The sequence below is a fragment of the Glutamicibacter sp. genome (assembly GCF_032154645.1).
GTDB lineage: Bacteria > Actinomycetota > Actinomycetes > Actinomycetales > Micrococcaceae > Glutamicibacter.
Genome location: NZ_JALDXV010000024.1, coordinates 15992 through 40752, shown reverse-complemented (window position 1 = coordinate 40752; position 24761 = coordinate 15992). Strand labels below are relative to the sequence as shown.

Below are 24761 nucleotides of genomic sequence, written 5' to 3'. Positions count from 1 at the left end.
AGCCCACGCCGTTGCGGTTCGGGGTTGATCTGTGCAGATTCTGATCTTCCTGCCGTTGACCCCAATGAGGTTACGTTCACCGCTAGCATTCTGAATAGAGACATGGAGCGAGGAGAACAATGCGGATCTTGGTACCGGGCGCAACTGGCATGGTTGGGCGTCTCGTCGTGGAACAAGCACTAGAGCGCGGCCACGAGGTGATTGCGGTCGCCCGCAATACGCAAGGGCTGAGCATCCAGCACCAGGACCTGCGCATCGAAACCGCCAGCATTCTGAACCTCGAAGCCATTAGCCCGCTGCTCTCCGGCGTTGATTCGGTCATCAGCTGCGTCGGGATTGGAACATCCAAGGAACCTACGACCCTGTACTCCCAAGGAACGCGAAATCTCATTGCGGGCATGAACGAGCACGACGTGAGCCGGCTTATCGTGATTTCTTCGGAGGTTGTCGATCAGTGGTCAACGAAGGGCTGGTTGAAACGCTGCGTTGTATTTCCGCTGCTGCAGAAATTTCTGGGCGCCACCTACGATGACATGCGGCGTATGGACGTCGTGCTCTGGGAGAGCGGCGTGCGGTGGACCTCGGTGAGATCGCCCCGCATCACCGCTGCGGTTCCCAAAAACGGCTACCGCTTCAGCGCCGAAGGTCCGCTGAAGAATGGATGGCAGATCACCGCCCCTGACATGGCCAACGCGCTGTTGGACCTCGCCGAGCGTGATGATGTGGACCGGCGGCAGGTTTATGTAGCCAATTAGCGGCTAGCTCAATTGCCGTGCCAAAATCCGAGCAAAATTGAGCTCGCCGCACTACACAGCGAAGCATCCTGCTGATAGGCAGCGAACCATCGTCAAGGAGGTGGGAAAAATCATGGAAGCAAAGGTTGCACTCGTTACCGGAGGATCCTCGGGCATCGGCGAAATCGCAGCGAAGCAGCTCAAGGAAGCTGGATTCACCGTCTACGCAGCGGCCCGACGCGTAGAGAGAATGGAAGCACTTTCGCATTCGGGAATTAGGACCCTTGAACTAGATGTCACCGATCAAGAGTCGGCTCGGGATGTTGTCGCGACAATTTTGGATGAACAGGGGCGCATCGATGTGTTGGTCAACAATGCGGGGTATGGATCCTATGGCGCCTTGGAAGAAGTGCCACTGAGCGAAGCTCAATCGCAGCTCGACGTTAATGTTCTGGGCCTGGCCCGGATGACGCAGCTAGTGCTGCCTCATATGCGCAGGCAGGGGACGGGAACCATTATCAACATCAGTTCAATGGGAGGCAGATTCTCGACTCCACTGGGCTCCTGGTACCACGCCAGCAAGTACGCCGTGGAAGGACTCAGCGACGCAATGCGATTGGAACTCAGGCAGTTCGGTATCGACGTAGTTCTGATAGAGCCGGGTGGCATTCGCAGCGAATGGGGGACTATCGCAGCCAAGCATCTGAGGCAGACATCTGGCGATGGTCCATACAGCAAGCTTGCCGCTGGCATGGCGTCCACTCTGGATGCCAGTTCCAAGCCTGGCTATAGGTTGGCCTCGGAACCGGAGGTCGTTGCGCGAACCATCGTCAAGGCGGCCAGCGCCGACAAACCTCGTACCCGCTATGCGGTGGGAATCGGTTCCGCCCCAATGATCGCCTTGAGCAAAATCCTCCCCAATCGCCTCTTTGACCGGCTCATTTCTCAAGCGACAAGAATCTAGTTCCAGCGGTGCGATGATTCGTGCTGCTGCGTTGATTGGATTGGGACGACGTCATCACGAAATTGCCGGGAGCTGAAACATAAGGCTGTCGAGAAAAACTCACTGCCTTTGTTCAGAGAACGGACGTAATCTGAAATTGGATAACCTGTGTCCATCGGAAACGAGGGGCGAAGGAGGAGCGGTTCCGGCCGTGTCCTAATCCGATTCTCGTTTCTCTTTAAACCAGAACTTTGCCATGACTGAAACCGGTGCCAACGCTGGTGGGAGGAGCTAAATGGCAACAGCAGGCTATCGAGAATAGTGAGGAGAATCAGGAATCATGATCCATCATTTGGCAGACCATGAAAGTCCGGCAGTCGACGCCTACCTGAACTCAGCTCTCGGTTTGGAAGTACCTGAGCTGGAGGCCGGTCGTGAACACGCACACAATGCGGGATTGCCGCGTATCGAAATCAGCACCGCACAGGGAAAGTTTCTGCAGTTGCTGGTAGAAATCAGCGGCGCCAGCAGCGTTCTGGAAGTTGGAACACTTGGCGGCTACTCCACCAGTTGGCTCGCTCGAGGAGTGGGCGCGAACGGACACGTCGTCAGCTGTGAAGTTGAGCCGCTGCACGCATCGGTGGCGAGGGAGAACCTGCAGCGGGCAGGCCTCTCAAGCCGTGTCGAAATCCGGTTGGGGGAGGCGGTGGGAACCCTCGATGCACTCGTTGATTCTCGGACAAAGCCCTTCGACCTGATCTTTATCGACGCAGATAAACGCAACAACGTGGCTTATCTGCAACGCGCATTAAAGCTTTCCAGGCCGGGGACTGTGTTAGTCGTGGACAACGTCATTCGGGCAGGAAAAATTCTTGACGATCCGTCGCAGCATGGGCTGCAGGAAGCAGATATCCGAGGGACTCAGGAAGCGCTGCTCTGGCTGCGCGATTCGCAACAGGTTTCGGCAACCGCGCTGCAAACCGTCGGCTCAAAGGGGTGGGATGGCTTCGCCCTAGCTAGAGTCCTGTAATTAGTAGTGGGAAGTTCTGTGCGAACTTTCAAGTAAATCCTCTCCCGGGTCTGACTCACCGTCAGCGAAGGGAGGGGATTTTATGATGAGCAAGTAGGCCGCGGCTCCGCATAAGAGTCCAACTGGGATTCCCAACCAACCGGCATAGTCGCCGCCGCGTAGCAAACCACCGATGGTTGGACCGAGGACCATCGGAAAGACATAGTGGTAGGTCCCGGAATCGGTTGGACCCCACGCGCGGTCAAGTTTGGCCAGCACGCTGAATCCGATGACCAACAATAGGCTGCCGAGCAGGATCACCCAGAAGCTTGGAGACAGACTGACGACGATGGTGAGACCAGCGATGACGGAAGCTGTGAGGCTCGCAAAGATTTGGTTTCGAAGCAACCCGAAGCTTCCTTTCACTCAGTCTTTTGCAGGTAATTGATTTATTTTTTCAAAGAACGGGTAAGGCCGCAATCGTACTTTAGTAGGAGGGGTGGGGCGTTGGCGGTGCCAGTTACCGCCCTGCCGTAGGCTAGTTAAGTGCCTGAATTGAACGACTATCGGATCCGCGTGGCGAGCCTCGAGGATGTACGCCCGGCCCTCGAAATGAAACTGGAAGCGTGGCGACAAGCCTATAAGAACTTCCGAGACGAGGACTTCTTCCTCTTCCACGAACAGCAGCTGGAAGCGCAAGTTGCGTGGTGGGAACGGGGACTGGCCTCCGGCGCCCAGTTCATCATCGCCGAGAACACCTCTGGCGAGATTATCGGCCTTGCCGGTGGGACGCCGAGCATTGATGAAGACCAAGACGCGGGCGTCGACATCGAACTGGGCATGCTGTACATCCTCGAAGACCACTATGGCAGCGGTCTTGGAGGGCATTTATTGGATGTGGTGCTTGGCCAGCGCCCTGCTTTGTTGTGGGTGCTTGAAGGCAACGACCGGGCCATTGCGTTCTATCGCAAGCACGGTTTCGAATTCGATGGAACCAGTGAAGAACTCACCGGTTCCTGGCGGGGCCTGACCGAGCTGCGGATGGTGCGCCGCAATGGCTAAAGACACCAAAACTTCGCTGGTGGGAAGCTATCCGATTGATACCGGTACTGCCGAGATAGAAGCCGATCCCTATGGAGCGAACCGTTATATCCTCAAGGTCAACGGCGTGCCTTCCTCACACGTTGACCTAGACGACCCCACGTACCTTGACTTCGAATATATGCGCTGGATGGAACCCATCTTCGCCATTGGCTTCCCGGCCGAAGATTTCGATGGCCGGGCGCGCAAGCTGCGTGTGCTGCACCTAGGCGGCGGCGGATGCTCCATGGCACGGTGGGTGGCCGCGACATATGAAAATGCGCGTCAGGTAGTGGTGGAGCTGGATGCAAAGCTCGCCGAGCTGGTGCGCACCAACTTCGAGGTACCCCGCGCACCGCTGGTCCGTTTGCGTGTTGGGGACGCGGGCCAGGTGCTTCCGACGCTGAGCGATGACAGCCGTGACGTCGTCATCCGCGACGTGTTCGCCGGCAGCACTACGCCGCGCCAGCTAACCACCGTCGACTATGCGCGGCAGGCGCAGCGAGTGCTGGATGCCGGCGGCGTCTACGTCATGAACTGCGGGGACACCGCGGACCTGGCCGGCGCCAAGGCCGAGGCGGCCACGCTGCTGTCGGTGTTCGAGCATGTAGCCCTGATCGCCGATCCACCCATGCTCAAGGGGCGGCGCTATGGCAACATCGTCTTCCTTGCCAGCGACGAACCGCTGGCACTCGGCCCGGCCTTTGAACGGAGCCTGCGCACGGCACCGCTGCCAGCGCAGCTGGTTTCAGGTGCGGCCGTCGCCCGCTTTGCCGGCGACGCAGCACCGATCGTCGACTAATCTGAACCCAACTGGTAGCTTGAGCCGTCGGCCGTCCTGAGCAGCAGTCCATGGTCCACCAAATAGCGGCGGATCAGCGCAGTATCCGGATGGAACACGATTATGCGTTCATTGAGCTGATCCTCGCGCAGTGTCTGCCCCGGGGCGATGACGGCATTGCGCACGTACAGCAGCACCTCGCGCCGGTCGGCCGGCTTGGACGGCAGCGTGTGCAGTTGAGGGCCGTCGAAGAAGCGCAGGATTCCGCTGCGGTCGGCCTTTGCTTCGCCCGCCGCTGATAGGGTATCGCTCAGCAGCTGCTCGTTGACCTGCCAAGTTCCAGCCTCGTTTTGGGCCAGCAGCCCAATGTCGGCCCAGCGCTGCAGCGCCTTGGCGGTTTGTTTGGCTCTGGCATCGATTTCAGCGGTGCCGCCGGCCAGCACCTGCCCCAATACGCGCCGCATCTGCGGGTTCTTCAAACCCGCTGCGACTTGGATCCACGTTCCTGCGCTGTGCTGTTCAGACATGATCCCATGCTATACACAAAGCAGCCCGCACCCAGGGGTGCAGGCCGCTTTGAGCAGGTTGAAGCGTGCTTAGGCGACGCCGGTCCAGTCCTCGATCAGACCGATGCCGAAGAACAGGACGAAGGCAGCTGCCACAACCCACATCAGCGGGTGGACTTCCTTCGCACGGCCCTGGGTGGCGCGGATGAAGACATAGGAGATGAAGCCAGCGCCGATGCCGTTCGCGATCGAGTAGGTGAACGGCATCAGGGTGAAGGTCAAGAATGCAGGCAGTGCCACACCCCAGTCGTTCCAGTCGATCTTGGTGATCTGGGTGATCATCATGAAACCGACGACCACCAGCGCAGGAGCCACCGCCTCGAAAGGAACGAGGTAGATCAGCGGGCTGAGGAACATCGCAACGATCATCAGCAGGCCGGTGAACACCGAAGCCAGGCCGGTGCGGGCGCCTTCGCCGATGCCTGCGCCGGATTCAACGAAGATTTGAGCGGAGGAGCTCGAGGTACCGCCGCCAACGATGGCGCCCGCGGCATCCACCAGCAGGACCTTGTCAACGTTGGGGATCTGGTCGTTCTCATCGACCAGGTCAGCCTCGGCAGCCAGGCCCACCATGGTGCCCATGGCGTCGAAGAAGATCGACAGCAGGATTACGAAGGCCAACAGCGAAGCAGCCGTAGGGCCGAGCTTGGCGAAGGCGCCGAACAGGTTGACGTCGCCGATCAACGACAGGTCGGGCAGGTGCCAGCTTGGCATCGAAGGAACCACCAGCGACCAGCCGTTGGCCTGAGACTCGCTGACGTGGAAAACAGCCTCGAAGATGTTCGCAACGATGGCGGAGACGACGATGCCGATGAGGATTGCACCCTTGACCTTGCGGACCACCAGTGCCATGGTCAGCAGCAGGCCGATGACGAAGACCAGAATCGGCCAGCCCATCAGTCGGCCGTCGAAGCCCAGACCCACGGGAACGGTGGTGTGGGCCGCATCCGGGATGCGCTGTACGAATCCCGCGTTGACCAGACCGATCAGCGCGATGAACATGCCGATGCCCACAACGATGGCGGTTTTCAGTCCGGCCGGCACCGCGTTGAACACGGCTGTTCTAAAGCCCGTGAGCACCAAGATGAACATCACGATGCCGGCGATGACCACCAGTCCCATGACGTCGGCCCAGGTGAGTTCCGGGTTCGTGGCAACGGTGATGGCCACGAAGGCATTCACACCAAGGCCCGTGGCCATGGCAAAGGGGCTGCGAGCCCAGATGCCCATGATGATGGTCAAGATGCCGGAGACCAACGCCGTCACCGCTGCAACGCGCTGGATGCCCAGCTCGCCACCGGAAGCGTCGGCACCGGAAAGCACCAGTGGATTCAGAACCACGATGTAGCTCATGGCGAAGAACGTGGCGATGCCGCCGCGCAGTTCGGTGGAGAAAGTGGAGCGTCGCTCCGAGATCATAAAGTAGCGGTCAATGCGTTCGCGCATACTAATCGGTGGCGCGCTTTTAGTGGAGGAGGGCATAGAAAAATTCTAGGTGCTTTTGCGCTCATTCTCATATAGATCTTTGCCCTGAGTAGGCTCTGCGTGAAATCTTTAGACCCAACTCACATACCGGCGCGCCAACGAGTACATTGGGTGTAAGGGGGATCACGCCCCGAAAATAACCGAAAATAGTTGAGGAGCGAGTCAGATGAGTGGCGAAGCACCAGTCGCAGCTGAAAAAATTGAAGGTATTGTCGTTGGCGTTGATGGATCCCAGCAGAGCAAGTGTGCACTGCGCTGGGCCGAGCGTGAAGCGGTGCGTCGCGGAAGCGTGCTGAATATCGTCTCGGCCTACACCATTCCCGTCTTCGCGGCCTCGTCTATGGATGCAGGATACTCGACCTTGGATGATGATTTGATCCGCGGCGGGGCAGAGGACATCGTCCGTCAAGCCCGTGCAGATCTTGAGGGCAGCAAGGCGACGATCCGCACCTATATCGAATCTGGCGATCCATCGGGCGTCCTGTTGGACCTCAGCAAGGATGCGGACCTAGTAGTCGTGGGTACCCGCGGCCGCGGCGGCTTCGTCGGCCGCCTGCTCGGCTCGGTGTCCTCGGCACTGCCGGCCCACGCAAAGTGCCCGACGGTGGTTGTGCCGCTGTCCATGGCCAAGGAGCAGGAGGGTGACGCGGAGGCCGCCGCAGCGGCCGACCGCAAGGCGATCGTCGTTGGCGTCGACGGTTCCGATCGAGCTCGTGCGGCAGTGCTTGCCGCGGCCGATGCCGCGGTTGCCAGCGGGTTGACGCTGCGGCTGATCTGCGCGGTGGCTCCGGTGGGAGCGGCGTTGGCGTGGATGCCTGCCACGGTGGACCAGGAAGCAGTGCTGGAGGACGTCCGCTACCAGATGAGCGTCGGCGTCGCCTGGCTGACCTCGCACTACCCGAATTTGAAGCTGGAAACCGACGTTGTCAGCGGCCCGCCGGTTGAGGTGCTGATCCGTGAATCTGAGCACGCAGTGCTTACCGTGACAGGATCGCGCGGCCGCGGCGGATTCGCCGGGATGCTGCTCGGCTCCACCTCCCAGGGCGTGCTGCACCACTCCAAGGGCCCGGTGATGGTTGTTCCCGACTCGGACGATCCACGCCTAGCTGATCGAAAGAACTTCGATACGCGGGCACAGGAGCAGTAAGGGCGAAGGGCCGGACCAGTTGAACTGGTCCGGTCCTTCACTTGTACAGAAGCCCCGCCGCCGGCATGGCGGTGAGCGATCTTAAAAACCTATGGCCCGCCAAGGCGGGCCATAGGTTTTGCAGCTTAGTAGCGTGCAGCCTTTGGGTAGATGTTGTTGACCCAGCTCAAAGGCGTGGTGGAGATGCCGACGCTTGGGTTGCGGGCATGCACTACCTGGCCATTGCCGATGTAAATTGCAACGTGGTAGAACGAGGAACCGCCGTTGGAGCTGGAGAAGACCAGATCGCCGGGACGCAGTTCGTTCAGCGATACGTACTGCGGAGCCGAGAAGAACTGCTGGGTTGAGGTACGTGGGAGGCTGATGCCCGACTGGCCGAATGCGCGCTGCGTGAAGCTGGAGCAGTCAAATGCATTTGGACCGTTGCCGCCGTAGACGTAGTACTTGCTAGGGTCGTCGGCAGTCTTCAGCGCCCACGAAATGGCTGCACCGTAGCTTCGGCTGCTCTGTGGAGCAATCTCGGCTTCTTCCTTCGGAGCCTGAGTCTTCTTTGGAGCTTCAGTCTTCTTTGGCTTTGGGGCCTCGGTCTTCTTCGGCTTCTGGGTTTCCTTTGGAGCTTCGGTCTTCTTTGGCTTTGGGGCCTCGGTCTTCTTCGGCTTCTGGGTTTCCTTTGGAGCTTCGGTCTTCTTTGGCTTTGGGGTTTCCTTAGGGGCCTGAGTTTCCTTTGGAGCCTCGGATTCCTTTGGCTTCTCGGCCTCCTTCGGAGCTTCGGTGTCCTTAGGGGCCTCAGTTTCCTTCGACTCTACTTCGGCATAATCAGGTGCGGCCGATGCGGGGTTATCGACGGAGTTGGCCTCGGTCTTTGGCTTGACGGTCGGCTTTGCAGTCGATTCATCAACTTCGAGCTCCTGCGGCTTCTCGACCGAGAGAGGCTTGATTTCCGCAGCCGATTCACTAGGTTCAACAGCGGTGGCGGCGCTTGCGCTGATGGTCTCTTGAAGCTTCGCTTCCTGCTGCGCGTCTTCCTGCTTCTGGACTTCAGTGCGAACCTTTGCCTCGTCCTGGTCCTTCAGCTTTGCAAGGTTGCCAATGAGCTCATCGCGGAGATCTTGCTCTGGCTTCACCGAGTCCTGGTAGGAAGCGAGGGTGGTATTCGCGGTGGTTGCAGCCTTGTCGAAGTTTGCCGTGGCTTCCTGGGCTGCGGTCTGCGCGGCATCAGCGTAGGACTGCCAAGCGGAAACCAATGCCTTGGCTTCGGTAGCCGAGTTCACCGACTGAACCTGCTGCTGGCTCAGGGTGTCAATGGTTGCTGCCTTGTAGAAGAGATCGTTGGAGTCATTGCTGTTGAGCAGAACACCCAATGTCGAATTGCCGGCGCCGTTGCGGTAGATATCCGATGCGATGGCGCCGAGATCAGCTTGGCTCTGGTCGAGGTACTGCTTGGCGTATTCCAGCTGCTTGACCGCCTGCTCTGCCTCGGCGGTACGCAGATCGCGCTCTTCGCCAGCACTCAGCAGGGACTCTTGGGCTTCGGCTGCCGTAGTTTCAGCCTGAACCAATTCGGTGCGGCTAGAAGCAAGCGAAGCTTCAATGCGTGCAATCATCGCATTGGTTGCATCCTTATCCTTTTTCGCCGCGGCAATTTCTGCGGCGGAAGGCAAATCAGAAGAGCGCTCGCTTGCTACGGAGATAGCAGAAGGTACCGAGGTAGGGGTTGCTGCTGAGGCGGATGCGGCACCTGCTAGGCAGGAGACTGCCAGGGCCAAAGTGCTTGCTGCAACACCGAGCGTGTGGCGATAAGCCATTTCGTTCCTCACTAAGTCCAAGAGATGACGTTGGATGATATTCAAACCGTGATGACTTCGAATCGTTTGGTCACGATTTGGATAAGCTCCAAATAGCACACTAGGGCAATTAAGACATCGTTGGCAACAGTGGTCACACCAGTCACACAAATTACATACATGTAATTCCGAGCTCGGAATTCTTGGTGATGTGGGATAACGCGCCAGAATGGGCGCTAAAGCCAGTTATTAGGTGTTGTTGAAAAATTTTTCTGAATGCTTGGAATCGCCGAGCGAAGTCACGTTCGGTGACGGTTCGATAACAGTTCGATACGGCCTTGAGCTGCACGAGAATTTTGACCTCTTAAATGAACCCCCTAAAACGAAGCTGCTTTGCGTTTCTGGGTGCAGGAATTTGGTGTCGTTTCTGGAAGCTTCCGCATTCGAATTGCTGATTGCAGGGAGCGGGTCAACAAAATCGGTGGATTGGCTGACTATCCGACTGTGACCTCAGTCATTATCTTTTGACCCGGTGATTAAAAATTCCTCTAATTTGTGATGCACGTCTCAAGGAAAGTTTTTGGTATTTTTTGCTCAACCCCACCCGAGTTCGTCCAATTTGGCATCGTCAATTCCGAAGTGATGGGCCACTTCATGCATGACCGTGATGCCAACTTCTCGGACGATTTCTTCACGCGAATTGCAGGCTCTAAGCGTCGGGTTTTTGAATATGGTGATCCGGTCGGGGAGGGAGCCGGCGGCCCAATCCAGGTCTCGTTCAGTCAGGGCAACACCTTCGTAAAGCCCTAATATCTCGTGGTTTTCCGGCTCTCCAGGCAGTGGTTCGAAATCATCTTCAATGAAGAAAATGACATTGTCCATCATGTTGAAAATGTGCTCGGGAATGGCATCGATTGCCTGCTGGACGAGTGCTTCAAACTCGTCGTCCGAGATCTGTAAATCCATGATTTCAGCCTATGGCCCCGGGGGTGGTTTTGGTTGGTTTGAGACGGGGTGGATCTCGATTTTGCAAAACTCAAAAACCTCCGTATAGTTATTGGAGTCCGCAGCGGAGAAGCAAGAAACCGCTAAGGAACATAGGCCCCCATCGTCTAGCGGCCTAGGACACTGCCCTTTCACGGCAGCGGCACGGGTTCGAATCCCGTTGGGGGTACAAACAACCAATTTATTGGTTGTCAGATGGAGAAATCCATTGGCTTGCGAAAGCAAGGCCCTGTAGCGCAGTTGGTTAGCGCGCCGCCCTGTCACGGCGGAGGTCGCGGGTTCAAGTCCCGTCAGGGTCGCTCAGTTTGCTAGCAATAGTAAATTAGGTGTCCATTTCTTATGGCGCCAGGCTCTGTAGCTCAGTTGGTAGAGCGTTCGACTGAAAATCGAAAGGTCACCGGATCGACGCCGGTCGGAGCCACGCAGGCCCTCGGTTTACCCGGGGGTTTTACTGTGTGAATTGAGAATATCTCAAAACACCAGGCCCTGTAGCGCAGTTGGTTAGCGCGCCGCCCTGTCACGGCGGAGGTCGCGGGTTCAAGTCCCGTCAGGGTCGCCACAGAGAAATTCCCTAGAAGCTAAGCTTCTAGGGAATTTTTATTTTCTGAGCCCTGACGCCGCTGAGTGATGGGATGAAAATTAGTTAGCGCGCCCTAGCTGACGAGGACCGATCCAGCGGTTGCTCAATCGGCGGTAGGCCGCGGCCGCTGAAGTCATGTCGGAATCCTCTAAGGCCTGAATTCCGTGCATGAGGTCATTAACCGAGTCGTCAGGCCAGACGATCTCGGCCAAAAGCCCATAATCTAACTCGATCACCGACTGCGGATCAAAGGATTCCAGCCATCCGCCCAATGTGCCGAGTTCCTCGAATATCGGGGCTGCGGGCGCGTGGGCTGCCATGGCCTGCACTGCCCAGGCGAGGCGATCGATCGCCTGCTCAAAAGGAACGTAGAGGCGAACGGTTTTCAGGCGCTCCTCTGCGTAAACGATTTCTGCCTCGTCGTCATCGCGGAAGAGTGCAAACCAGCTCAGTGGAATACCCCAGGTGGAGGTCCTGGTGTGAAGGTGGGTGAGGTCGGCGGCGAGCCTGTCGGTATCCATGCGCTGTCCATTGGCGCGGCGCGCGGCAGGCGGCACTAAGAGATCGAAGACTTCCGCTCGCATGGCCTCTTCGGCCTGTTCGGCGGCAAGCAGGCTGCGGGCCTGAATCTGTCCGGGGCAGTACCTAGTGTATTCGGTACCCTGATAGTCCACCATTTTCACCGAACGGAAGAATTCGTCGTCGGCGTGGGGGAATGGGTCTGAAACGTCGCGCAGGGTGCGTTCCCAGAGCTGCTGATTTTCCAGCCGGTCGCACTGGCCCGAGCTTAGGCGCGGTGAGTTCAGGATGATTGACTGGGCCCAGTCGCTGAAGGAGCTCAGCGGTTCGTAAACGCGCAGGTGAGCTGTCGCTGCGGTGAGCTCTTCCAGGGGCCCAGTCATCTTCATGCTCACACTCTAATCGGCTAGCTCGACAATAACAGGTGTGTGGTCACTGGCTCCCTTGCCTTTTCGCTCTTCGCGATCAATGCTGGCGCCGACGACGCGAGCAGTGAGAGCGGGGGATGTCAGGGCAAAGTCGATGCGCATGCCTTCGTTCTTGGGGAAGCGCAGCTGGGTGTAGTCCCAGTAGGTGAACTGGCCATCGGTATGCGGGCGGACCACGTCGGTGAAGCCCAATGCTTCGAAGGCGGAGAACGCCGCGCGTTCAGGGGCCGAGACGTGAGTCATCTGGTTCTCAATGAAGAAATCGATGTCCCAGACGTCCTCATCCTTTGGCGCAATGTTCCAATCGCCCATCAGCGCGATCTGGGACTCCGGGTTCTCCTGTAGCCAGCCGTTGGCATCCTGCTTGAGGATGTCGAGCCAATTCAACTTGTAGCCCATATGCTCGTCGTCCAGTGCGCGGCCGTTGGGAACATACAGGCTCCAAATGCGAACGCCGCCGCAGGTTGCAGCGATGGCGCGCGGCTCCTGGATGGGATTTTTCCCGCCCTTGCCGAACTCCGGCTGGCCAGGGAAGGTTCGTTCGACGTTCTCTAAACCAACGCGCGAGGCAATGGCAACACCATTCCACTGATTGACGCCAAAATGCGCCACTTCATAGTCGTTGTTCTCAAACAACTCCCACGGGAAGTTTTCGTCCTTACACTTCGTTTCCTGGATAGCCAGGACATCCACGTCGGCGCGGCGCAGCCAGTCCTCAACACGGTCGGCTCGGGCGCGCAGCGAGTTTACATTCCAAGTCGCAATCTTCACCTCTTCAACCTATCAAGAATGGCCGATTGAGCCACTTCAATTTAGTTGGAAGTCCGAGTATATTCTTGACTGAAGGTGACCCCGATCACTAGGAGGATGATCTCTTGGCAGAGGTCCTGACGGAACGCCGTGGGCATTTGGGGTTGATTACCCTCAACCGGCCTGAATCGCTCAATGCATTGAACACCAACATGTGTCGGGTCATCCTCGACGCGTTGCTAACATGGCGCGACAACCCACAAATTGCCCAGGTTGCCGTCGTCGGCGCAGGAGACCGTGCCCTGTGCGCCGGGGGAGATATTGTTGCGATCTATCGCGACATCCTTGAGCGCGACGGTTCATCGGAGCAATTCTGGCGTATTGAGTATCAGCTCAACGTGTTGATCGATGAATATCCCAAACCGTACCTGGCGTTCATGGACGGCATCGTGCTCGGTGGAGGAATTGGCATTTCGGCGCATGGCAGCCACCGCATCGTCACCGAAAACAGCCGCTGCGGAATGCCCGAGGTTGGGATCGGCTTCTTTCCCGATGTAGGAGGGACGCATCTTCTCTCACATGCGCCTCGGGCCGCGGGGCGGTTGGCGGCGCTCACCGGAATGAAATTCGGTGCCGCCGACACCATCGCGTTGGGCTTGGCCGATACCTTCGTTCCGGCCGTCGATCTGGACAACTTGCTCTTGGACCTTGAAACGCTCCCGGCGGACATGGCAATTTCACGCTGGTCGAGCATCCCCGAGCGCGGATACCTACACGAAGAATGGGTTCAGGCATTCGCCGAATCCAGCACTCCTGCCATCCTCGATGCGCTGGGCCGATTCGACAACCCACAGGCAAAGGCCGCGCATCAGGCGCTGCTCGCCGCGTGCCCCAGTTCCGTGAGGCTCGTCGGGGAACTCATGCGTTCGGCCGGCCGCGACCTGCGAGAGGACCTGATCAGGGAGTTTCGAGCAGCCGTGCACCGGCTTGACGACCCGGATTTTGCCGAGGGGATCAGGGCTGCGGTCATCGACAAAGACCGCATGCCGCAGTGGATTGAGCTGGTGGAGGGAATGACCCCCGAGCAGCGTACCGCAAGGCATTTCGAAGAATTGCCGGGAGCCGAACTGAATTTTGCCCTGTTGGAGCAGGGCATGCGTGAAAAGAGTGGACGATGAGCAAGCTGCCAACCATCGGATTTCTGGGACTTGGCCATATGGGCCTGCCCATGGCAATCAATCTGCATCGGGCCGGGTACACCCTCAAGGGGTTTGATGTTGTCCCCGCCGCAGTTCAGGCTGCGGGCGATGCAGGCATAGAAACCGTGGCCACCGGCGCGCAGGCGGCCACCGGCGTAGACATCGTCCTTACGATGTTCCCCTCGGGGCAGCATGTTTTAGACGCCTACCGAGACTATCTATTGGAGTCGGCGGCGCCCAATACCCTGTTTCTTGAATGTTCGACCATCGATGTTGCCCAGGCGCGCGAGGCGGCGGCCCTGGCGCTGGCGGCGGGTCATCGCAGTGCCGACGCCCCGGTGTCCGGAGGGGTGGTGGGAGCCGAGGCTGGAACCCTGACCTTTATGCTCGGTGCCGAGCCGGAAGATTTGGAAGAGATTACCGGCGTGCTGGAGCATATGGGAAAGCGCATCGTGCACTGCGGCGGCCATGGCTCGGGTCAGGCGGCGAAGATCTGCAACAACATGCTGTTGGGCATTTCCATGATTGGCGCCGCCGAGGCCTTCGTCCTCGGAGAACGGCTAGGGTTGGAGCATCAGGCGCTGTTCGACGTCATTTCCACCGCTTCGGGCCAGTGCTGGTCGGTGACGACCAATTGCCCAGTCCCCGGCCCGGTGCCAGCGTCCCCCGCCAATCGCGATTACCAGCCCGGATTCGCCGCCGCACTCATGGCCAAGGATTTGGGGCTGGCCACCAACGCGTTGCAGCACACCGACACCGACGCGCACCTAGGTGCCCTCGCCGCGACGCTATATCGAAAGTTCAGCGACGAGGGGAATGCGGGCGTCGACTTCTCGGGCATCATCAACGCCATCAGGGGCGGGGATCTATAAGAAGTCTCCCTGTGAATGCCGGAAGCGGGAAAGGATCTGGGACAGGTCCTTTGCATCCGCTTCCGGCATTCCACTGTTTGAAAACAGTTGTACATTCAAATCCTGCCGCGCATCGATCAGCACACCCTTGCCCTTGGTGGTGAGCTCCAGCAGCCGGGTGCGGCCATCGGTGGGGTGTTGAACGCGTCGCACCATTCCCGTGGCTTCGAGTCGATCGACGGAATTCGTCAGGCTTGTGGCATGGACCTGCAAGAGGCGACTTGCCTGGTTCATGGGCAGTGAGCCGCGCTTCGAAAATCCAAGCAATGCCAGGACTTCGAACCGTGCGAAGGTCAGTCCGTGCGGTTTCAAGATCGCGTCGGCGCGTTGGAGAAATATCGATGCAGAGCGCATGAGCGCGGTGATGGCCGCCATGGAGTCCGCTTCTGCGGCCCAGCCGTGGGAAATCCATTGATCTCGTGCTTGAGCAATGGGATCACGGGGTAACGGAGAAGGCATATGCGCTCCTAAGTGCCGACCTAGAGCAACAATATACTTGGACATCCTAATGTTTGGAAGAGTTCTGCGTCTCTTGTTGCGGCTGTCTGGTTGGCTGATATTGCGCTCATCGAAAGGCTGAATCTGACGCAAAGAAAGTACTTGCCAAAATGGAAACTACTTGTTACATTTGAAGCAGTTGAACAGCAGAGCGGGCGAGCAAGGAGCTGGGTCATGAAAATGTCATTCACTGCGTGGTGCGTCGCGGCAATCATCGCTGCGGGCCTTGCCTTCTTTGGGCTTGCGCTTTTCTCCTACTTCAGTGGCCAGAATTTCCTGCTCTTCGTGGGCATGAGCATCTTTATGGCGGTGGCTATGACGTTCACCAGCCTCATTGCGCAGCATCGTAAGCGGGTGCAGGCGTCATGAATCCGGACCAGCCGCTGACACCCGAGCAGCAGCTTGAGGCGCTGAGCCGGGCTCAGGCTGACATGGACCGTGCCATTGGCTACGGATCAACACTTCTGGGCTGGTACAGCATCGTCGTCGGTTTGGCACTGGGAGCGATCGCGGCGATTCTGCAGCTGAACCGTCCCGATGAGCGACCAATAGGCTTCGCCATCATCATGGGGCTTTACGTGCTGGTGATTGTCGGCGCATCGCTGGCCTACCGTAAGCTCTACCGCACCCTGCCGGGTGGGTATTCGAGGCGCTATGGCGTTGCCTTCGGCATCAGCATGGCACTGTATGCAATTTCAATTGCACTGCTGCCGCTTGAGCTGTCAGCGCTGCCGGTCTTGCTCTTAATTTTCATCCTCGTAGCGTCCCCGCTGGTCGTGACCGGAATCAAGATGGTGCGCGCATGAAGGCCCATGCACGACAGCGTCTTAACGATGACTTTGCCAACCCGGTGCGGCTTTCGCTGATGGGTGCGTTGCAATCCGTCGACGAAGCCGACTTCAAGTCATTGAGGGAGGCGCTGGAGATCTCCGACTCGGTCCTCTCGCGCCAGCTCAGCGCCCTGGAAGCGGCCGGCTACGTCCAAATCCGCAAGGGATACGTCGGCAAGCGACCTCGAACCTGGGCCAAGCTCAGCAAGCAGGGACGGCAGTCGTTCGCCGGGCACGTTCAGGCGTTGAAGGAAATTACCGGAATCTCCTAGTGCAACAAGTCCTCACGTGACGCGAGGTGTCGATAGTTAAGGCTTGATCAGTGATTGTGCATGGTGGGATAGCTGCGCAGCGACCTGCCCGGCTGGTGCGATTCCAAACTTCTGGCCCGGAAAGCGCAGCCCCTTGAAATACATATTGGTATGCGCAATTATCTGTTCGGCGGAGATCTGTACTCCGTCGTGCATCGCGTTGGTGGTCGTATGGCAGTCGGAGATCAACGTGACATCGTAACCGTGCACGGCGGCGGCCTGTGTTGTGGTGCGGATGCAGTAGTCGCTTTGAGCTCCGGCTACCAGAAAGTGGCGAACGTCGAGGCCATGCAGGATCTGCTGTAGGTCGGTTCCGGCGAACGAGTCGCGATAGGTCTTGTGTATTACAGGTTCACCGTGGACAGCGGCCAAGCCGTCGGCCAAGTGCCAGTCGACAGTGCCGACAGGAAAGTCGCCGTGGTCCTGTACTCAGAGCACCGAAAGACCCGAGGCACGGGCCTGACTCACCAGCTGGGAAGTACGTTCAACGATGCCGCCTACATCGTGGCAGTCCTTCAAGATCCCGCGCTGCAGGTCGATGACCAGCAGCGCGGCGTGCTCGAGGATCAGCTGCGCCACCAGGAATCCAGATACGTGGCGGGTACGGTGCGCTTATGGCGTGAAGCGAGGAAGCGGCGCTCGATCGATTCGGCGGCCGCCTCTTCGATGTCCCTGCCCTCGAGGTAGTCGTCGATCTGCTGGTAGCTCAGCCCCAGTTCGTCTTCGTCGGTGCGCTGCGGCTGGCCGTCGAGCAGGTCGGCGGTGGGTGCCTTGGCCCAAAGCAGTTCTGGTGCTTTCAGCTCGCGCAGCAGCGCCTGGTTCTGGCGCTTGTTCAAGCCTGCCAGCGGCAGCAGGTCGGCCCCGCCGTCGCCGAACTTGGTAAAGAAACCGGTGACAGATTCCGCTGCGTGGTCGGTGCCGATCACCAGCATGCGGCGGTCCCCGGCGATGGCATATTGCACCACCATGCGCATGCGCGCCTTGGCGTTGCCGCGAGTGAAATCGCTCATCGGCACGTGGCCGGCGTCGGCCAGCGCCTCGTCGAGTCCCGCTACCGGTTTGGAGATGTTCACCTCGTATTCGGTGTCTGCCGCGATGAACTCCATTGCCGCTTGGGCATCCGCAGCATCGTGCTGGACTCCATGAGGCAGGCGCACGGCGATGAAACTTGCCTCGCCGCCGTCCTGGCGGATCTCCTGCACGGCGAGCTGGGCAAGGCGGCCTGCCAGCGTCGAGTCGATGCCGCCGGAAATGCCAAGGACAAAGCCCTTGGCGCCGGTGGCGGCCAGATAGTCCTTGAGGAAATCCACGCGGGTGCGGATCTCTTCGGCCGGGTCGATGGCCGGCTTGACGCCGAGCTCTTGGATGATCGCTGCTTGCAGTTCTCGCATGTACCAATCCTAGGCATAGGCTGGCGCAGCCAAGGACGCTGAGGACTGCCGGATGGCGAATGTTAATCTGTTCTCAACATTCGCCGCGGCGCCTAGTCGTCGTTGTCGTCTGGATTCCAGCCTAGGTTGCGGGCCATCTTCTCCAAGGTGGCGACAACAGCGTCGTATTCCGAACCGTCGAGGTCCTGACCGGATTGGGTGCGGATGCGTTCCACCAGTTCGCTGAGTTTCAGCAGCGACAGATGCCCGCGGTCCGTGATGGAATATTCGCCGTCGGACTGCGCAATCCAACCGGACTCCACCAATTCGCTCAGGTGTTCGGCGACCGAATCGGGCTCGTCCGGCGACGCAAAGAAGGGGGAAAGATCGGCGTTCAGCTCCGCCTCGGTAGCAGGCTGCTGCTCCAAAAGATTGAGCACCTGCCACTGGCGACGCGTCACACCGTGTTCTTCCAAGGTCGCAGCAAACTGCTCGTCAATCAGCGAATCCACCAATTTCAACCAGTAACCCAGGGGGCGTGTAGCGTTCATGGGAACAGCCTAGCCATGATGCCGACTAGAATCGAGGGTATGAGCGAAACCGGCGCCCGCGCGCGACTTAAAGAACTGATCCAGGAACTTGCCATTGTCCGTGGCAAGGTCATCCTGTCTTCCGGCAAGGAAGCCGACTACTACATCGACCTTCGTCGAGTGACCCTGCAGCAGGAAGCTTCGGGCCTGGTTGGCGAGGTCATGCTTGACCTGCTGGACGAGGCACAGCTTGAATTCACCAACGTCGGCGGCCTGACCATGGGTGCAGACCCAGTGGGCACCGCCATCATGCACACCGCACGCGCCAACAACCGTGCGATCGACGCATTTGTGGTCCGCAAGGCGCAGAAGTCCTATGGCATGGGTCGACAGGTCGAGGGCCCAAGCGTTGAAGGCCGCAACGTCATCGTGCTGGAAGATACCTCCACCACCGGCGGCTCCGCGTTGACCGCTGTCGAGGGCGTGCGCAAGGCAGGCGGCAACGTCATTGCAGTTGCAGTGATCGTCGACCGCGACACCGGCGCCAAGGAGCGCATCGAGGCCGAGGCTGGCGTTCCCTACCTGTTTGCCTACGGCAAGGACGAACTGGGATTGTAAATTTGCACCCAGCAAGCTAGAAAGTCTGCTCACGGCGGGGCCTGGAGAACCACTGGATTCTCCGGGCCCCGCCGTTATTTGCCTAGAGAGAAATAACGTCAACTTTCATTGACGCTTTATTGGGCGTCAACTAACGTTGACCTTATGGATGACTCACTGAGAACTGCGGTGGATGCACAAGATTCAGGTGGCCCGATCGCGCAGTTATACCGATTGGCGGCCGCGCATAAAGAGTTGGCGCGTGAACAATCTGCACAGGTTCGCGCCGCTAGAAGTCAAGGCTATTCATGGCAGGCAATTGCCACGGCGCTGGAAATTTCCAAGCAGGCGGCGCACAAAAAATACGGTCGCCAATAGCCATTGCGGGCAAGGCTTTCACGGAGTTCTGCGGCGAAGCGTCAACGACCCAATGACCAAGGCAACAGCGATCCACGCAATGATGATAAACAGGCTGGCTACTGTTGAGGAGTCCTCGGTGCCGGCTGAAATTGCAACCAGTGCATCAATGGCGTGGGACAGGGGAAGCCAGTTGCCAATGGCTTCCAACACCTCGGGAAGTTGGTCGCGGGGAAGGATAATTCCGGCGAGGAGGAACTGCGGAAAGATCAGCAGCGGCATGAACTGGATGACTTGGAATTCGGTCCGGGCAAAGGCGCTGGCCATGAGCCCGAGGCTGGTGCCGAGCAGGGCGTCTAAGGCAGCGACAATGAATAGCAGCCACATGTTGCCGGAAATTTCCAAGCCGCAAACCCAGACGGCAAATGACACGGCGATAGATGTCTGAACAATGGCAATGAGCGTAAATGCCATTGCATAGCCAAGAATGAATCCGCCCTTGGTTAGCGGCATGCTCAACAACCGCTCCAACGTTCCGCTGCGTCGTTCGCGCAGCGTAGCGATGCTGGTTACCAAGAACATCACTACGAAGGGGAAGAGCGCGATCATGGCCGGGCCGATCTGCGCAAAAATTGGCGTGTCGGTATAAATCCAGGCCATGAGCCCGATCAGCATGCTTGGAACCACCAACATCAACCCGATGGTTCGTGGATCGTGGCGAATCTGCAACAGCACGCGTCCGGTAGTCGCAAAGGCCGAGTTCATTGCTGTTCTCCCTTCGCGCCCGCGCGGTGCCGCCCGTGTGAAGAGCCTTGGTCTTGAATTCCAGGGCCTTGGCTGTCTACTGCAATTAGCCGCAGGAAGGCCTCTTCGGGATCGCTCGATCCGGTCTGCTCGAGTAAATGTTGGGGCGTGATCTGGGCTAGGAGTTTCCCTTCGCGCAGCAGCAGGATTTCATCACAGCGCATGGCTTCGTCCATGACATGGCTGGAGATCACCAAACACATTCCAGTCTGGGCAAGCTGGGCGAATAAATGCCAGAGCTCTGAACGCAATACAGGGTCGAGCCCCACTGTCGGTTCGTCGAGGATCACAATCTTGGGGGAGCCGAGTAACGCTATGGCGAGGGAAACGCGGTTTCGCTGACCCCCTGAAAGATCCATCACCAGCTGATTGGATTGCGCGCCCAAATCGGTGGCTTCGACGACACGGGTAATTTCGCTCTTTGGCTGGCCCATGATTTTTGCGAAGTAGGAGATATTTTGCAGAACCGTTAGGTCGTCGTAGACGCTGGCGGCCTGCGTCATGTATCCCACATGGCGTCGCAGCGATTTATCACCGGCTGGCATGCCGAGGACCGACACCGAGCCGCTGCTGGTGATTTGGTTGCCGACAATGCTGCGCAGTAGCGTGCTTTTGCCGCTGCCACTGGGCCCGAGCAGCCCGATAATCCGGCCGGGCATGAGGTTGAAGTCGATGTCATGGATGACCAGCGACTTTCCTCGTTTGACGTTCAATTGCTGAACTTCGATGCACGGTAACATTTCGCTCATGGTTTCAGCGCCGTTTCACCCAGAGACCGACTACCAACACCAAATAGGCCAATAGGATGAAACCGAAGACTCTATGATCTCCCCACACCACGGTGTTGCTCATGGAGCAATGCAAATCGGCCCCCGGGCCAAGGCAGGAATTCAGGCCGTAGTTCACCGCGATGAGCAACGTCAGTCCCAAATACAGCCCCACAGCGATCAGAACGAACTTCCACACGCGCCGCGGAGATTGCGCCTTTCCCATGCCACCTAGTATCCGCTGATTCCCTACCAGTTCAAGAGGGCAGGCTACTCGGTGCTTTCCAACTGCTCATTCTGCTCGAATGGGGGCTCGGCGGCTGACGCGCCCTTGTAACCTTCGATGAATCGCCGGACGGCAAGAATGACGAGCGCAACTAGCGCCACCAGCAGAATCACTACGATTCCAATAACCAAGTGCCACAGTTGCATTTCACAATCCTTTGTTCAATTCATGAGATTATCCATCGGCTGAAATGGAAGTGCCAGCTAGATGACTTGCACGTGTCGTTGCAATTTCCTCCTGGATATTCGGCAAGGCCCACAAAAGTTAGAAGCGATAGCAGCATTTGCTGCTATCGCTTATAGGGACAACTACTTTGAATTGCTCTTCGGGGAGGAGTCTTCCTTGCCCTTGACCAACTCCGCATGAAGGCTGACCACCGAGGGGTACTTAAGGTCAGGACGGAATGGGAAGGTGCCCATATCGTCTGGCGAGGTGATGCCCGAATAAACCAGGGCGGTCAGCAGGCCAGCTTCCATGCCTGCGATGATGTCGGTATCCATGCGGTCGCCGATCATTGCAGTGGTTTCAGAGTGGGCATCGATGCGGTTCAGGGCCGAACGGAACATCATAGGGTTCGGCTTTCCAACTACGTACGGTTCGCGATTCGTTGCCCGGGTGATCAGGGCTGCGATGGCACCGGTGGCAGGCATGATCCCCTCGGTGGAAGGGCCGGTTGCATCGGGGTTTGTTGCAATAAACTTGGCGCCGGCTTCGATCAGTCGGATGGCCTTCGTAATTGCTTCGAATGAGTATGTCCGGGTCTCGCCCAGGACCACGTAGTCGGGATTCTGGTCGGTCATGATGAAACCGGCATCGTGCAGTGCCGTGGTCAGGCCTGCTTCGCCAATGACAAACGTACGACCTCCCGGGCGCTGGCGTGCCAAGAACTCCGCGGTCGCCATGGCCGACGTCCAAATGTTTTCTTCAGGAACGTCCAGCCCCGAAGCTAAAAGCCGCGCTCGCAGATCGCGTGGGGTGTAGATGGAATTATTGGTCAACACCAAAAAGCGCAGATTGTTATCCCGCCAGTACTTGAGCAACTCTGAGGCGCCCTTGATTGCATGGTTCTCATGGACAAGTACGCCGTCCATGTCCGTAAGCCAGCATTTGATGTCGTGAACGGTACGTGCAGCTCGGTTTGCGAGGGTCACTAGGTGTCAGTCCTTTGTAGGCGGTAGGTGGCGGACGACTATCGACGCTGAAAGCATCCCTATATGAGAAAGCGTACACAGCATTGCTGAAGCCTGCTATGAAACGCGGCATGCTCGGGAAACAACTAACCTTAGAAGAGTGAGTGACGAAGTAACGCATGACGCAGATAAATCCGCCGACCATGTCATCGGTGTGGGCCCATGGGAAGGCGAACTGCCAACCGATGAGAAGTACGACCCACAGCTCTTAGCTGATGGGGACCGCAGGAACGTCGCGGATAAATACCGTTACTGGACCATGGATGCGATCATTGCCGATTTAGATGAACGTCGCCATGATTTCCATATCGCCATTGAAAACTGGCAGCACGATATGAATATCGGAACTGTCGTGCGTACCGCAAATGCATTCCTGGCAAAAGAAGTACACATAATCGGGCGGCGCCGCTGGAATCGCCGTGGTGCGATGGTTACAGATCGTTACCAGCACGTTCGCCACCACGCGACGGTCGAAGAATTTGTTCAGTGGGCAGAGAACGAGGGCCTGGCAATTCTGGGAATTGATATTTTCCCCGACTCCGTTCCTTTGGAAACTTTTGAATTGCCGCGGAATTGTGTATTGGTATTTGGCCAAGAAGGACCCGGTTTAAGTCCTGAAGTTCATGCTGCCGCACAAGCTACCTTGTCCATTGAACAATTCGGTTCCACACGCTCCATTAATGCCGCCTCTGCGGCGGGAATTGCAATGCATGCATGGATTCGTCGACATGTGTTTGGGCAAAAAGTAAGTTAACAACAAACTTAATACTGATGAGTTTAGTCGAGCGTCTGGATTAGTTGCCGTTTTCGCCTTAGGCTGGGAAATGGTTATGCAAATGTGATCTGGGAGATATGAGCCGTGAAACGACGTCATCAGGTGAATCACGACATGCTCCTGCCCGGATTACCCAAAAAACGCAATCGGTTATTGATCTGGAGCGTTTCCGCGGTTTCAGCCGTTGCATTAACGGGTGCTATTGCAATTCCCATCGTTGCTCAGCCTGCTGATCCGCGTAGCGGCGACATCCCTGTTGCTATTGATGCGTTGTCGGACCCCGGGCTTTATAACGATCCGGTTGCTGTCAGTGTGGATGCACCGTTGAATGTTTTTGGCGGTTCGGGCAAAGAACTTGCTATAGACGGGCGTCCGCTGGGCATGGTTGCCGGGGCCGACGAATCTGATGAATCCGAAGAGGAAAGCGCCGACGAAGCCAATACGCTGCTTGCCGGTGAGGTTGGTCAGGTTGGTGAGCTGCCTGGTGGTTTGCAGTTGATGCATCCGGTGACGACGCGGACGATTTCTAGTCCTTATGGTTGGCGTGCGAATCCTACGGGCGCGGGTAATCAGGTGCATATTGGTCAGGATTATCCGATTGCTTGTGGTTCGCCGGTGTATGCCAGTGAGGCGGGGACCGTGGTGGTGTCCGGGTGGGCTGGGCATTCGGGGAATCGGGTGACGGTAGATCATGGTAGTAATGTGCAGACCGGGTATAGCCATAATTCGAAGTTGTTGGTGAAGGTGGGGCAGCAGGTGCAGCAGGGTGAGTTGATTGCCTTGGCTGGTACGACGGGTAATTCCACTGGGTGTCATGTGCATTTTGAGGTGATTATTGATGGGCGTTGGCATGATCCGCGGAATTATTTGCCGGTGATTCCTGGTCAGCGTCAGGCGATGATTGATTCTTCGCGGTTGACGGTGAATGCTGGGACTGCTCCGCGGGGTAATGGTGGGCAGCCGCCGGTGCGTGATGGTGAGGATACGAGCAGCAACCCAGATGTGGTGGTCCCCAAGGACGACACTCCTGTAGTACCGAAGCCAACCACAAAACCAAAACCAAAGGACTCAACTAAACCGTCGCAGTCCCACAGCACCCAACCGAGCGAATCTGAGTCCAAGTCTCCGAGTACCTCGCCGACAACCAAACCAAGCCAATCGGAATCGCCAAGCGATAAAGAAAGCGCATCGCCCAGCGTGAAGCCGACGAAGCCGAGCGAAACGAAAAATTCGTCTAGCCCGGCACCTGATACGAGCAATGATGACTCGCCGTCGGCAAGCTCATCGGCACCGAAGGAAAGCAGCACCCAGAGCGAGCAAAGTTCCTCACGGACTTCGTCATCAGACACCAGGCAACCGACTGGAACCGGGAGCTCCAGCTCGTCCTCAGGAACAGCCGGGGCCACCGGCACGAAATAGCAACCGCAACAACCCCGGCCCGCCACATCTCGATCGAGATGCGACAGGCCGGGGTTCGCTGCATGAAGGTCGGATTTCAACGTGTCACTTATCGAGAATTAGGACC

General features: G+C 58.0%; 31 protein-coding genes, 4 tRNA genes and 1 pseudogene. 19 read left to right on the top strand and 17 right to left on the bottom strand.

From position 1 onward, the window contains the following. Positions 1–167 precede the first annotated feature (167 nt). From RUH64_RS15360 to RUH64_RS15350, 3 genes are all read left to right on the top strand, one after another. The gene (locus RUH64_RS15360; protein ID WP_396276068.1) at positions 168–755 is read left to right on the top strand and encodes an NAD(P)-dependent oxidoreductase; all 588 of its coding nucleotides are present in this window, start codon (positions 168–170) and stop codon (positions 753–755) included. Between the two features lie 112 nt (positions 756–867). Beyond that, positions 868–1698 (top strand): oxidoreductase, encoded by an 831-nt coding sequence (locus RUH64_RS15355; RefSeq protein ID WP_313814547.1) that lies wholly within the window; start codon positions 868–870, stop codon positions 1696–1698. A gap of 319 nt (positions 1699–2017) precedes the next feature. After that, a complete protein-coding gene (locus RUH64_RS15350; protein ID WP_313814546.1) occupies positions 2018–2707 on the top strand; it encodes an O-methyltransferase in 690 nt (229 codons plus the stop codon). Here the strand turns inward: RUH64_RS15350 and RUH64_RS15345 are convergent, their stop codons facing one another. After that, positions 2708–3094: a hypothetical protein gene (locus RUH64_RS15345; RefSeq protein ID WP_313814545.1), complete on the bottom strand. Its 387-nt coding sequence runs from the start codon at positions 3092–3094 to the stop codon at positions 2708–2710. A 138-nt stretch (positions 3095–3232) separates the two neighbouring features. Here RUH64_RS15345 and RUH64_RS15340 point away from each other — a divergent pair, with 138 nt between their 5' ends. Both RUH64_RS15340 and RUH64_RS15335 read left to right on the top strand, forming a co-directional pair. Then, positions 3233–3748, top strand: a complete 516-nt coding sequence (locus RUH64_RS15340) for a GNAT family N-acetyltransferase (protein ID WP_313814544.1) — start codon at positions 3233–3235, stop codon at positions 3746–3748. Next, on the top strand, positions 3741–4568 hold the full coding sequence (locus RUH64_RS15335; protein WP_313814543.1) for a fused MFS/spermidine synthase: 828 nt from the start codon (positions 3741–3743) through the stop codon (positions 4566–4568). Before RUH64_RS15340 ends, RUH64_RS15335 begins: the two co-directional genes overlap by 8 nt. Here the strand turns inward: RUH64_RS15335 and RUH64_RS15330 are convergent. Next, positions 4565–5074, bottom strand: a complete 510-nt coding sequence (locus tag RUH64_RS15330; protein ID WP_313814542.1) for a DUF2087 domain-containing protein — start codon at positions 5072–5074, stop codon at positions 4565–4567. The genes RUH64_RS15335 and RUH64_RS15330 overlap by 4 nt on opposite strands. 69 nt (positions 5075–5143) lie before the next feature. After that, entirely contained in the window at positions 5144–6595 is a 1452-nt protein-coding gene (locus RUH64_RS15325) for an NCS2 family permease (RefSeq protein WP_313814540.1), read from the bottom strand. A 169-nt stretch (positions 6596–6764) separates the two neighbouring features. Between RUH64_RS15325 and RUH64_RS15320 the strand changes: the two genes are divergently transcribed. Then, positions 6765–7745, top strand: a complete 981-nt coding sequence (locus RUH64_RS15320; protein WP_313814539.1) for a universal stress protein — start codon at positions 6765–6767, stop codon at positions 7743–7745. Positions 7746–7870: 125 nt separating this feature from the next. Here RUH64_RS15320 and RUH64_RS15315 read toward each other — a convergent pair whose 3' ends face one another. Then, on the bottom strand, positions 7871–9550 hold the full coding sequence (locus tag RUH64_RS15315) for an NlpC/P60 family protein (RefSeq protein ID WP_313814538.1): 1680 nt from the start codon (positions 9548–9550) through the stop codon (positions 7871–7873). A 573-nt stretch (positions 9551–10123) separates the two neighbouring features. After that, entirely contained in the window at positions 10124–10495 is a 372-nt protein-coding gene (locus tag RUH64_RS15310; protein ID WP_313814536.1) for a metallopeptidase family protein, read from the bottom strand. A gap of 135 nt (positions 10496–10630) precedes the next feature. Between RUH64_RS15310 and RUH64_RS15305 the strand changes: the two genes are divergently transcribed. The 4 genes from RUH64_RS15305 to RUH64_RS15290 all read left to right on the top strand — a co-directional run bounded on the left by RUH64_RS15305 (position 10631) and on the right by RUH64_RS15290 (position 11093). Continuing rightward, a tRNA-Glu gene (locus RUH64_RS15305) sits at positions 10631–10703 on the top strand. A 56-nt stretch (positions 10704–10759) separates the two neighbouring features. Then, positions 10760–10833, top strand: a tRNA-Asp gene (locus tag RUH64_RS15300). Positions 10834–10882: 49 nt separating this feature from the next. After that, positions 10883–10955 (top strand) — tRNA-Phe (locus RUH64_RS15295). 61 nt (positions 10956–11016) lie between these two features. Further along, positions 11017–11093, top strand: a tRNA-Asp gene (locus RUH64_RS15290). A gap of 80 nt (positions 11094–11173) precedes the next feature. Here the strand turns inward: RUH64_RS15290 and RUH64_RS15285 are convergent. Beyond that, on the bottom strand, positions 11174–12022 hold the full coding sequence (locus tag RUH64_RS15285) for a hypothetical protein (protein ID WP_313814535.1): 849 nt from the start codon (positions 12020–12022) through the stop codon (positions 11174–11176). A gap of 9 nt (positions 12023–12031) precedes the next feature. Next, the gene (locus RUH64_RS15280) at positions 12032–12832 is read right to left on the bottom strand and encodes an exodeoxyribonuclease III (protein WP_313814533.1); all 801 of its coding nucleotides are present in this window, start codon (positions 12830–12832) and stop codon (positions 12032–12034) included. A 104-nt stretch (positions 12833–12936) separates the two neighbouring features. On the opposite strand from RUH64_RS15280, the gene RUH64_RS15275 reads away from it, so the two are divergent. Next, on the top strand, positions 12937–13989 hold the full coding sequence (locus RUH64_RS15275; protein WP_313814532.1) for a 3-hydroxyisobutyryl-CoA hydrolase: 1053 nt from the start codon (positions 12937–12939) through the stop codon (positions 13987–13989). Next, positions 13986–14882: a 3-hydroxyisobutyrate dehydrogenase gene (gene mmsB / locus RUH64_RS15270; RefSeq protein WP_313814531.1), complete on the top strand. Its 897-nt coding sequence runs from the start codon at positions 13986–13988 to the stop codon at positions 14880–14882. Before RUH64_RS15275 ends, mmsB begins: the two co-directional genes overlap by 4 nt. Here mmsB and RUH64_RS15265 read toward each other — a convergent pair. Further along, positions 14877–15380, bottom strand: a complete 504-nt coding sequence (locus tag RUH64_RS15265) for a MarR family transcriptional regulator (protein WP_313814530.1) — start codon at positions 15378–15380, stop codon at positions 14877–14879. The two genes, mmsB and RUH64_RS15265, sit on opposite strands and share 6 nt — an antisense overlap. A gap of 213 nt (positions 15381–15593) precedes the next feature. On the opposite strand from RUH64_RS15265, the gene RUH64_RS15260 reads away from it, so the two are divergent. From RUH64_RS15260 to RUH64_RS15250, 3 genes are read left to right on the top strand one after another with little or no spacing between them, the layout of a single operon-like run. Continuing rightward, positions 15594–15788: a hypothetical protein gene (locus RUH64_RS15260; RefSeq protein WP_313814529.1), complete on the top strand. Its 195-nt coding sequence runs from the start codon at positions 15594–15596 to the stop codon at positions 15786–15788. Continuing rightward, a complete protein-coding gene (locus RUH64_RS15255; protein WP_313814528.1) occupies positions 15785–16225 on the top strand; it encodes a hypothetical protein in 441 nt (146 codons plus the stop codon). Before RUH64_RS15260 ends, RUH64_RS15255 begins: the two co-directional genes overlap by 4 nt. After that, positions 16222–16521 carry a transcriptional regulator gene (locus RUH64_RS15250; protein WP_313814527.1) on the top strand — a complete coding sequence of 100 codons (300 nt, stop codon included), beginning with the start codon at positions 16222–16224 and terminating at the stop codon, positions 16519–16521. The genes RUH64_RS15255 and RUH64_RS15250 overlap by 4 nt, the downstream gene beginning before the upstream one ends. Positions 16522–16557: 36 nt before the next feature. Here RUH64_RS15250 and RUH64_RS15245 read toward each other — a convergent pair. The 4 genes and pseudogenes from RUH64_RS15245 to RUH64_RS15230 all read right to left on the bottom strand — a co-directional run. Continuing rightward, a pseudogene (locus RUH64_RS15245) lies at positions 16558–16968 on the bottom strand (isochorismatase family protein); the annotation flags it as partial. 21 nt (positions 16969–16989) lie between these two features. Beyond that, the gene (locus RUH64_RS15240) at positions 16990–17139 is read right to left on the bottom strand and encodes a hypothetical protein (RefSeq protein ID WP_313814525.1); all 150 of its coding nucleotides are present in this window, start codon (positions 17137–17139) and stop codon (positions 16990–16992) included. Further along, entirely contained in the window at positions 17127–17951 is an 825-nt protein-coding gene (gene nadE / locus RUH64_RS15235) for an ammonia-dependent NAD(+) synthetase (protein WP_313814524.1), read from the bottom strand. Before nadE ends, RUH64_RS15240 begins: the two co-directional genes overlap by 13 nt. A 92-nt stretch (positions 17952–18043) precedes the next feature. Continuing rightward, positions 18044–18481: a MarR family transcriptional regulator gene (locus RUH64_RS15230; protein WP_313814522.1), complete on the bottom strand. Its 438-nt coding sequence runs from the start codon at positions 18479–18481 to the stop codon at positions 18044–18046. 39 nt (positions 18482–18520) lie between these two features. Between RUH64_RS15230 and pyrE the strand changes: the two genes are divergently transcribed. Together pyrE and RUH64_RS15220 are read left to right on the top strand one after the other, a co-directional pair. Then, complete coding sequence (pyrE, locus tag RUH64_RS15225; protein WP_313814521.1) at positions 18521–19078, top strand: orotate phosphoribosyltransferase; 558 nt, start codon at positions 18521–18523, stop codon at positions 19076–19078. 144 nt (positions 19079–19222) lie between these two features. Continuing rightward, entirely contained in the window at positions 19223–19435 is a 213-nt protein-coding gene (locus tag RUH64_RS15220) for an AsnC family protein (protein ID WP_313814519.1), read from the top strand. Positions 19436–19453: 18 nt separating this feature from the next. On the opposite strand, the gene RUH64_RS15215 is transcribed toward RUH64_RS15220, so the two are convergent. From RUH64_RS15215 to RUH64_RS15195, 5 genes are all read right to left on the bottom strand, one after another. Continuing rightward, entirely contained in the window at positions 19454–20179 is a 726-nt protein-coding gene (locus RUH64_RS15215; protein WP_313814517.1) for an ABC transporter permease, read from the bottom strand. Continuing rightward, on the bottom strand, positions 20176–20967 hold the full coding sequence (locus RUH64_RS15210; RefSeq protein WP_313814515.1) for an ABC transporter ATP-binding protein: 792 nt from the start codon (positions 20965–20967) through the stop codon (positions 20176–20178). The genes RUH64_RS15215 and RUH64_RS15210 overlap by 4 nt, the downstream gene beginning before the upstream one ends. A gap of 4 nt (positions 20968–20971) precedes the next feature. Then, positions 20972–21211, bottom strand: coding sequence for a hypothetical protein (locus RUH64_RS15205; protein WP_313814514.1), 240 nt, complete (start codon positions 21209–21211; stop codon positions 20972–20974). 44 nt (positions 21212–21255) lie between these two features. Next, the gene (locus RUH64_RS15200; RefSeq protein ID WP_313814512.1) at positions 21256–21417 is read right to left on the bottom strand and encodes a hypothetical protein; all 162 of its coding nucleotides are present in this window, start codon (positions 21415–21417) and stop codon (positions 21256–21258) included. A gap of 162 nt (positions 21418–21579) precedes the next feature. After that, on the bottom strand, positions 21580–22422 hold the full coding sequence (locus tag RUH64_RS15195) for an HAD-IIA family hydrolase (protein WP_396276067.1): 843 nt from the start codon (positions 22420–22422) through the stop codon (positions 21580–21582). Between the two features lie 139 nt (positions 22423–22561). Here RUH64_RS15195 and RUH64_RS15190 point away from each other — a divergent pair, with 139 nt between their 5' ends. Together RUH64_RS15190 and RUH64_RS15185 are read left to right on the top strand one after the other, a co-directional pair. Beyond that, complete coding sequence (locus RUH64_RS15190) at positions 22562–23215, top strand: RNA methyltransferase (protein WP_313814510.1); 654 nt, start codon at positions 22562–22564, stop codon at positions 23213–23215. A 105-nt stretch (positions 23216–23320) separates the two neighbouring features. Continuing rightward, positions 23321–24655, top strand: coding sequence for a M23 family metallopeptidase (locus RUH64_RS15185; RefSeq protein WP_313814509.1), 1335 nt, complete (start codon positions 23321–23323; stop codon positions 24653–24655). The last annotated feature ends 106 nt before the right edge of the window (positions 24656–24761 follow it).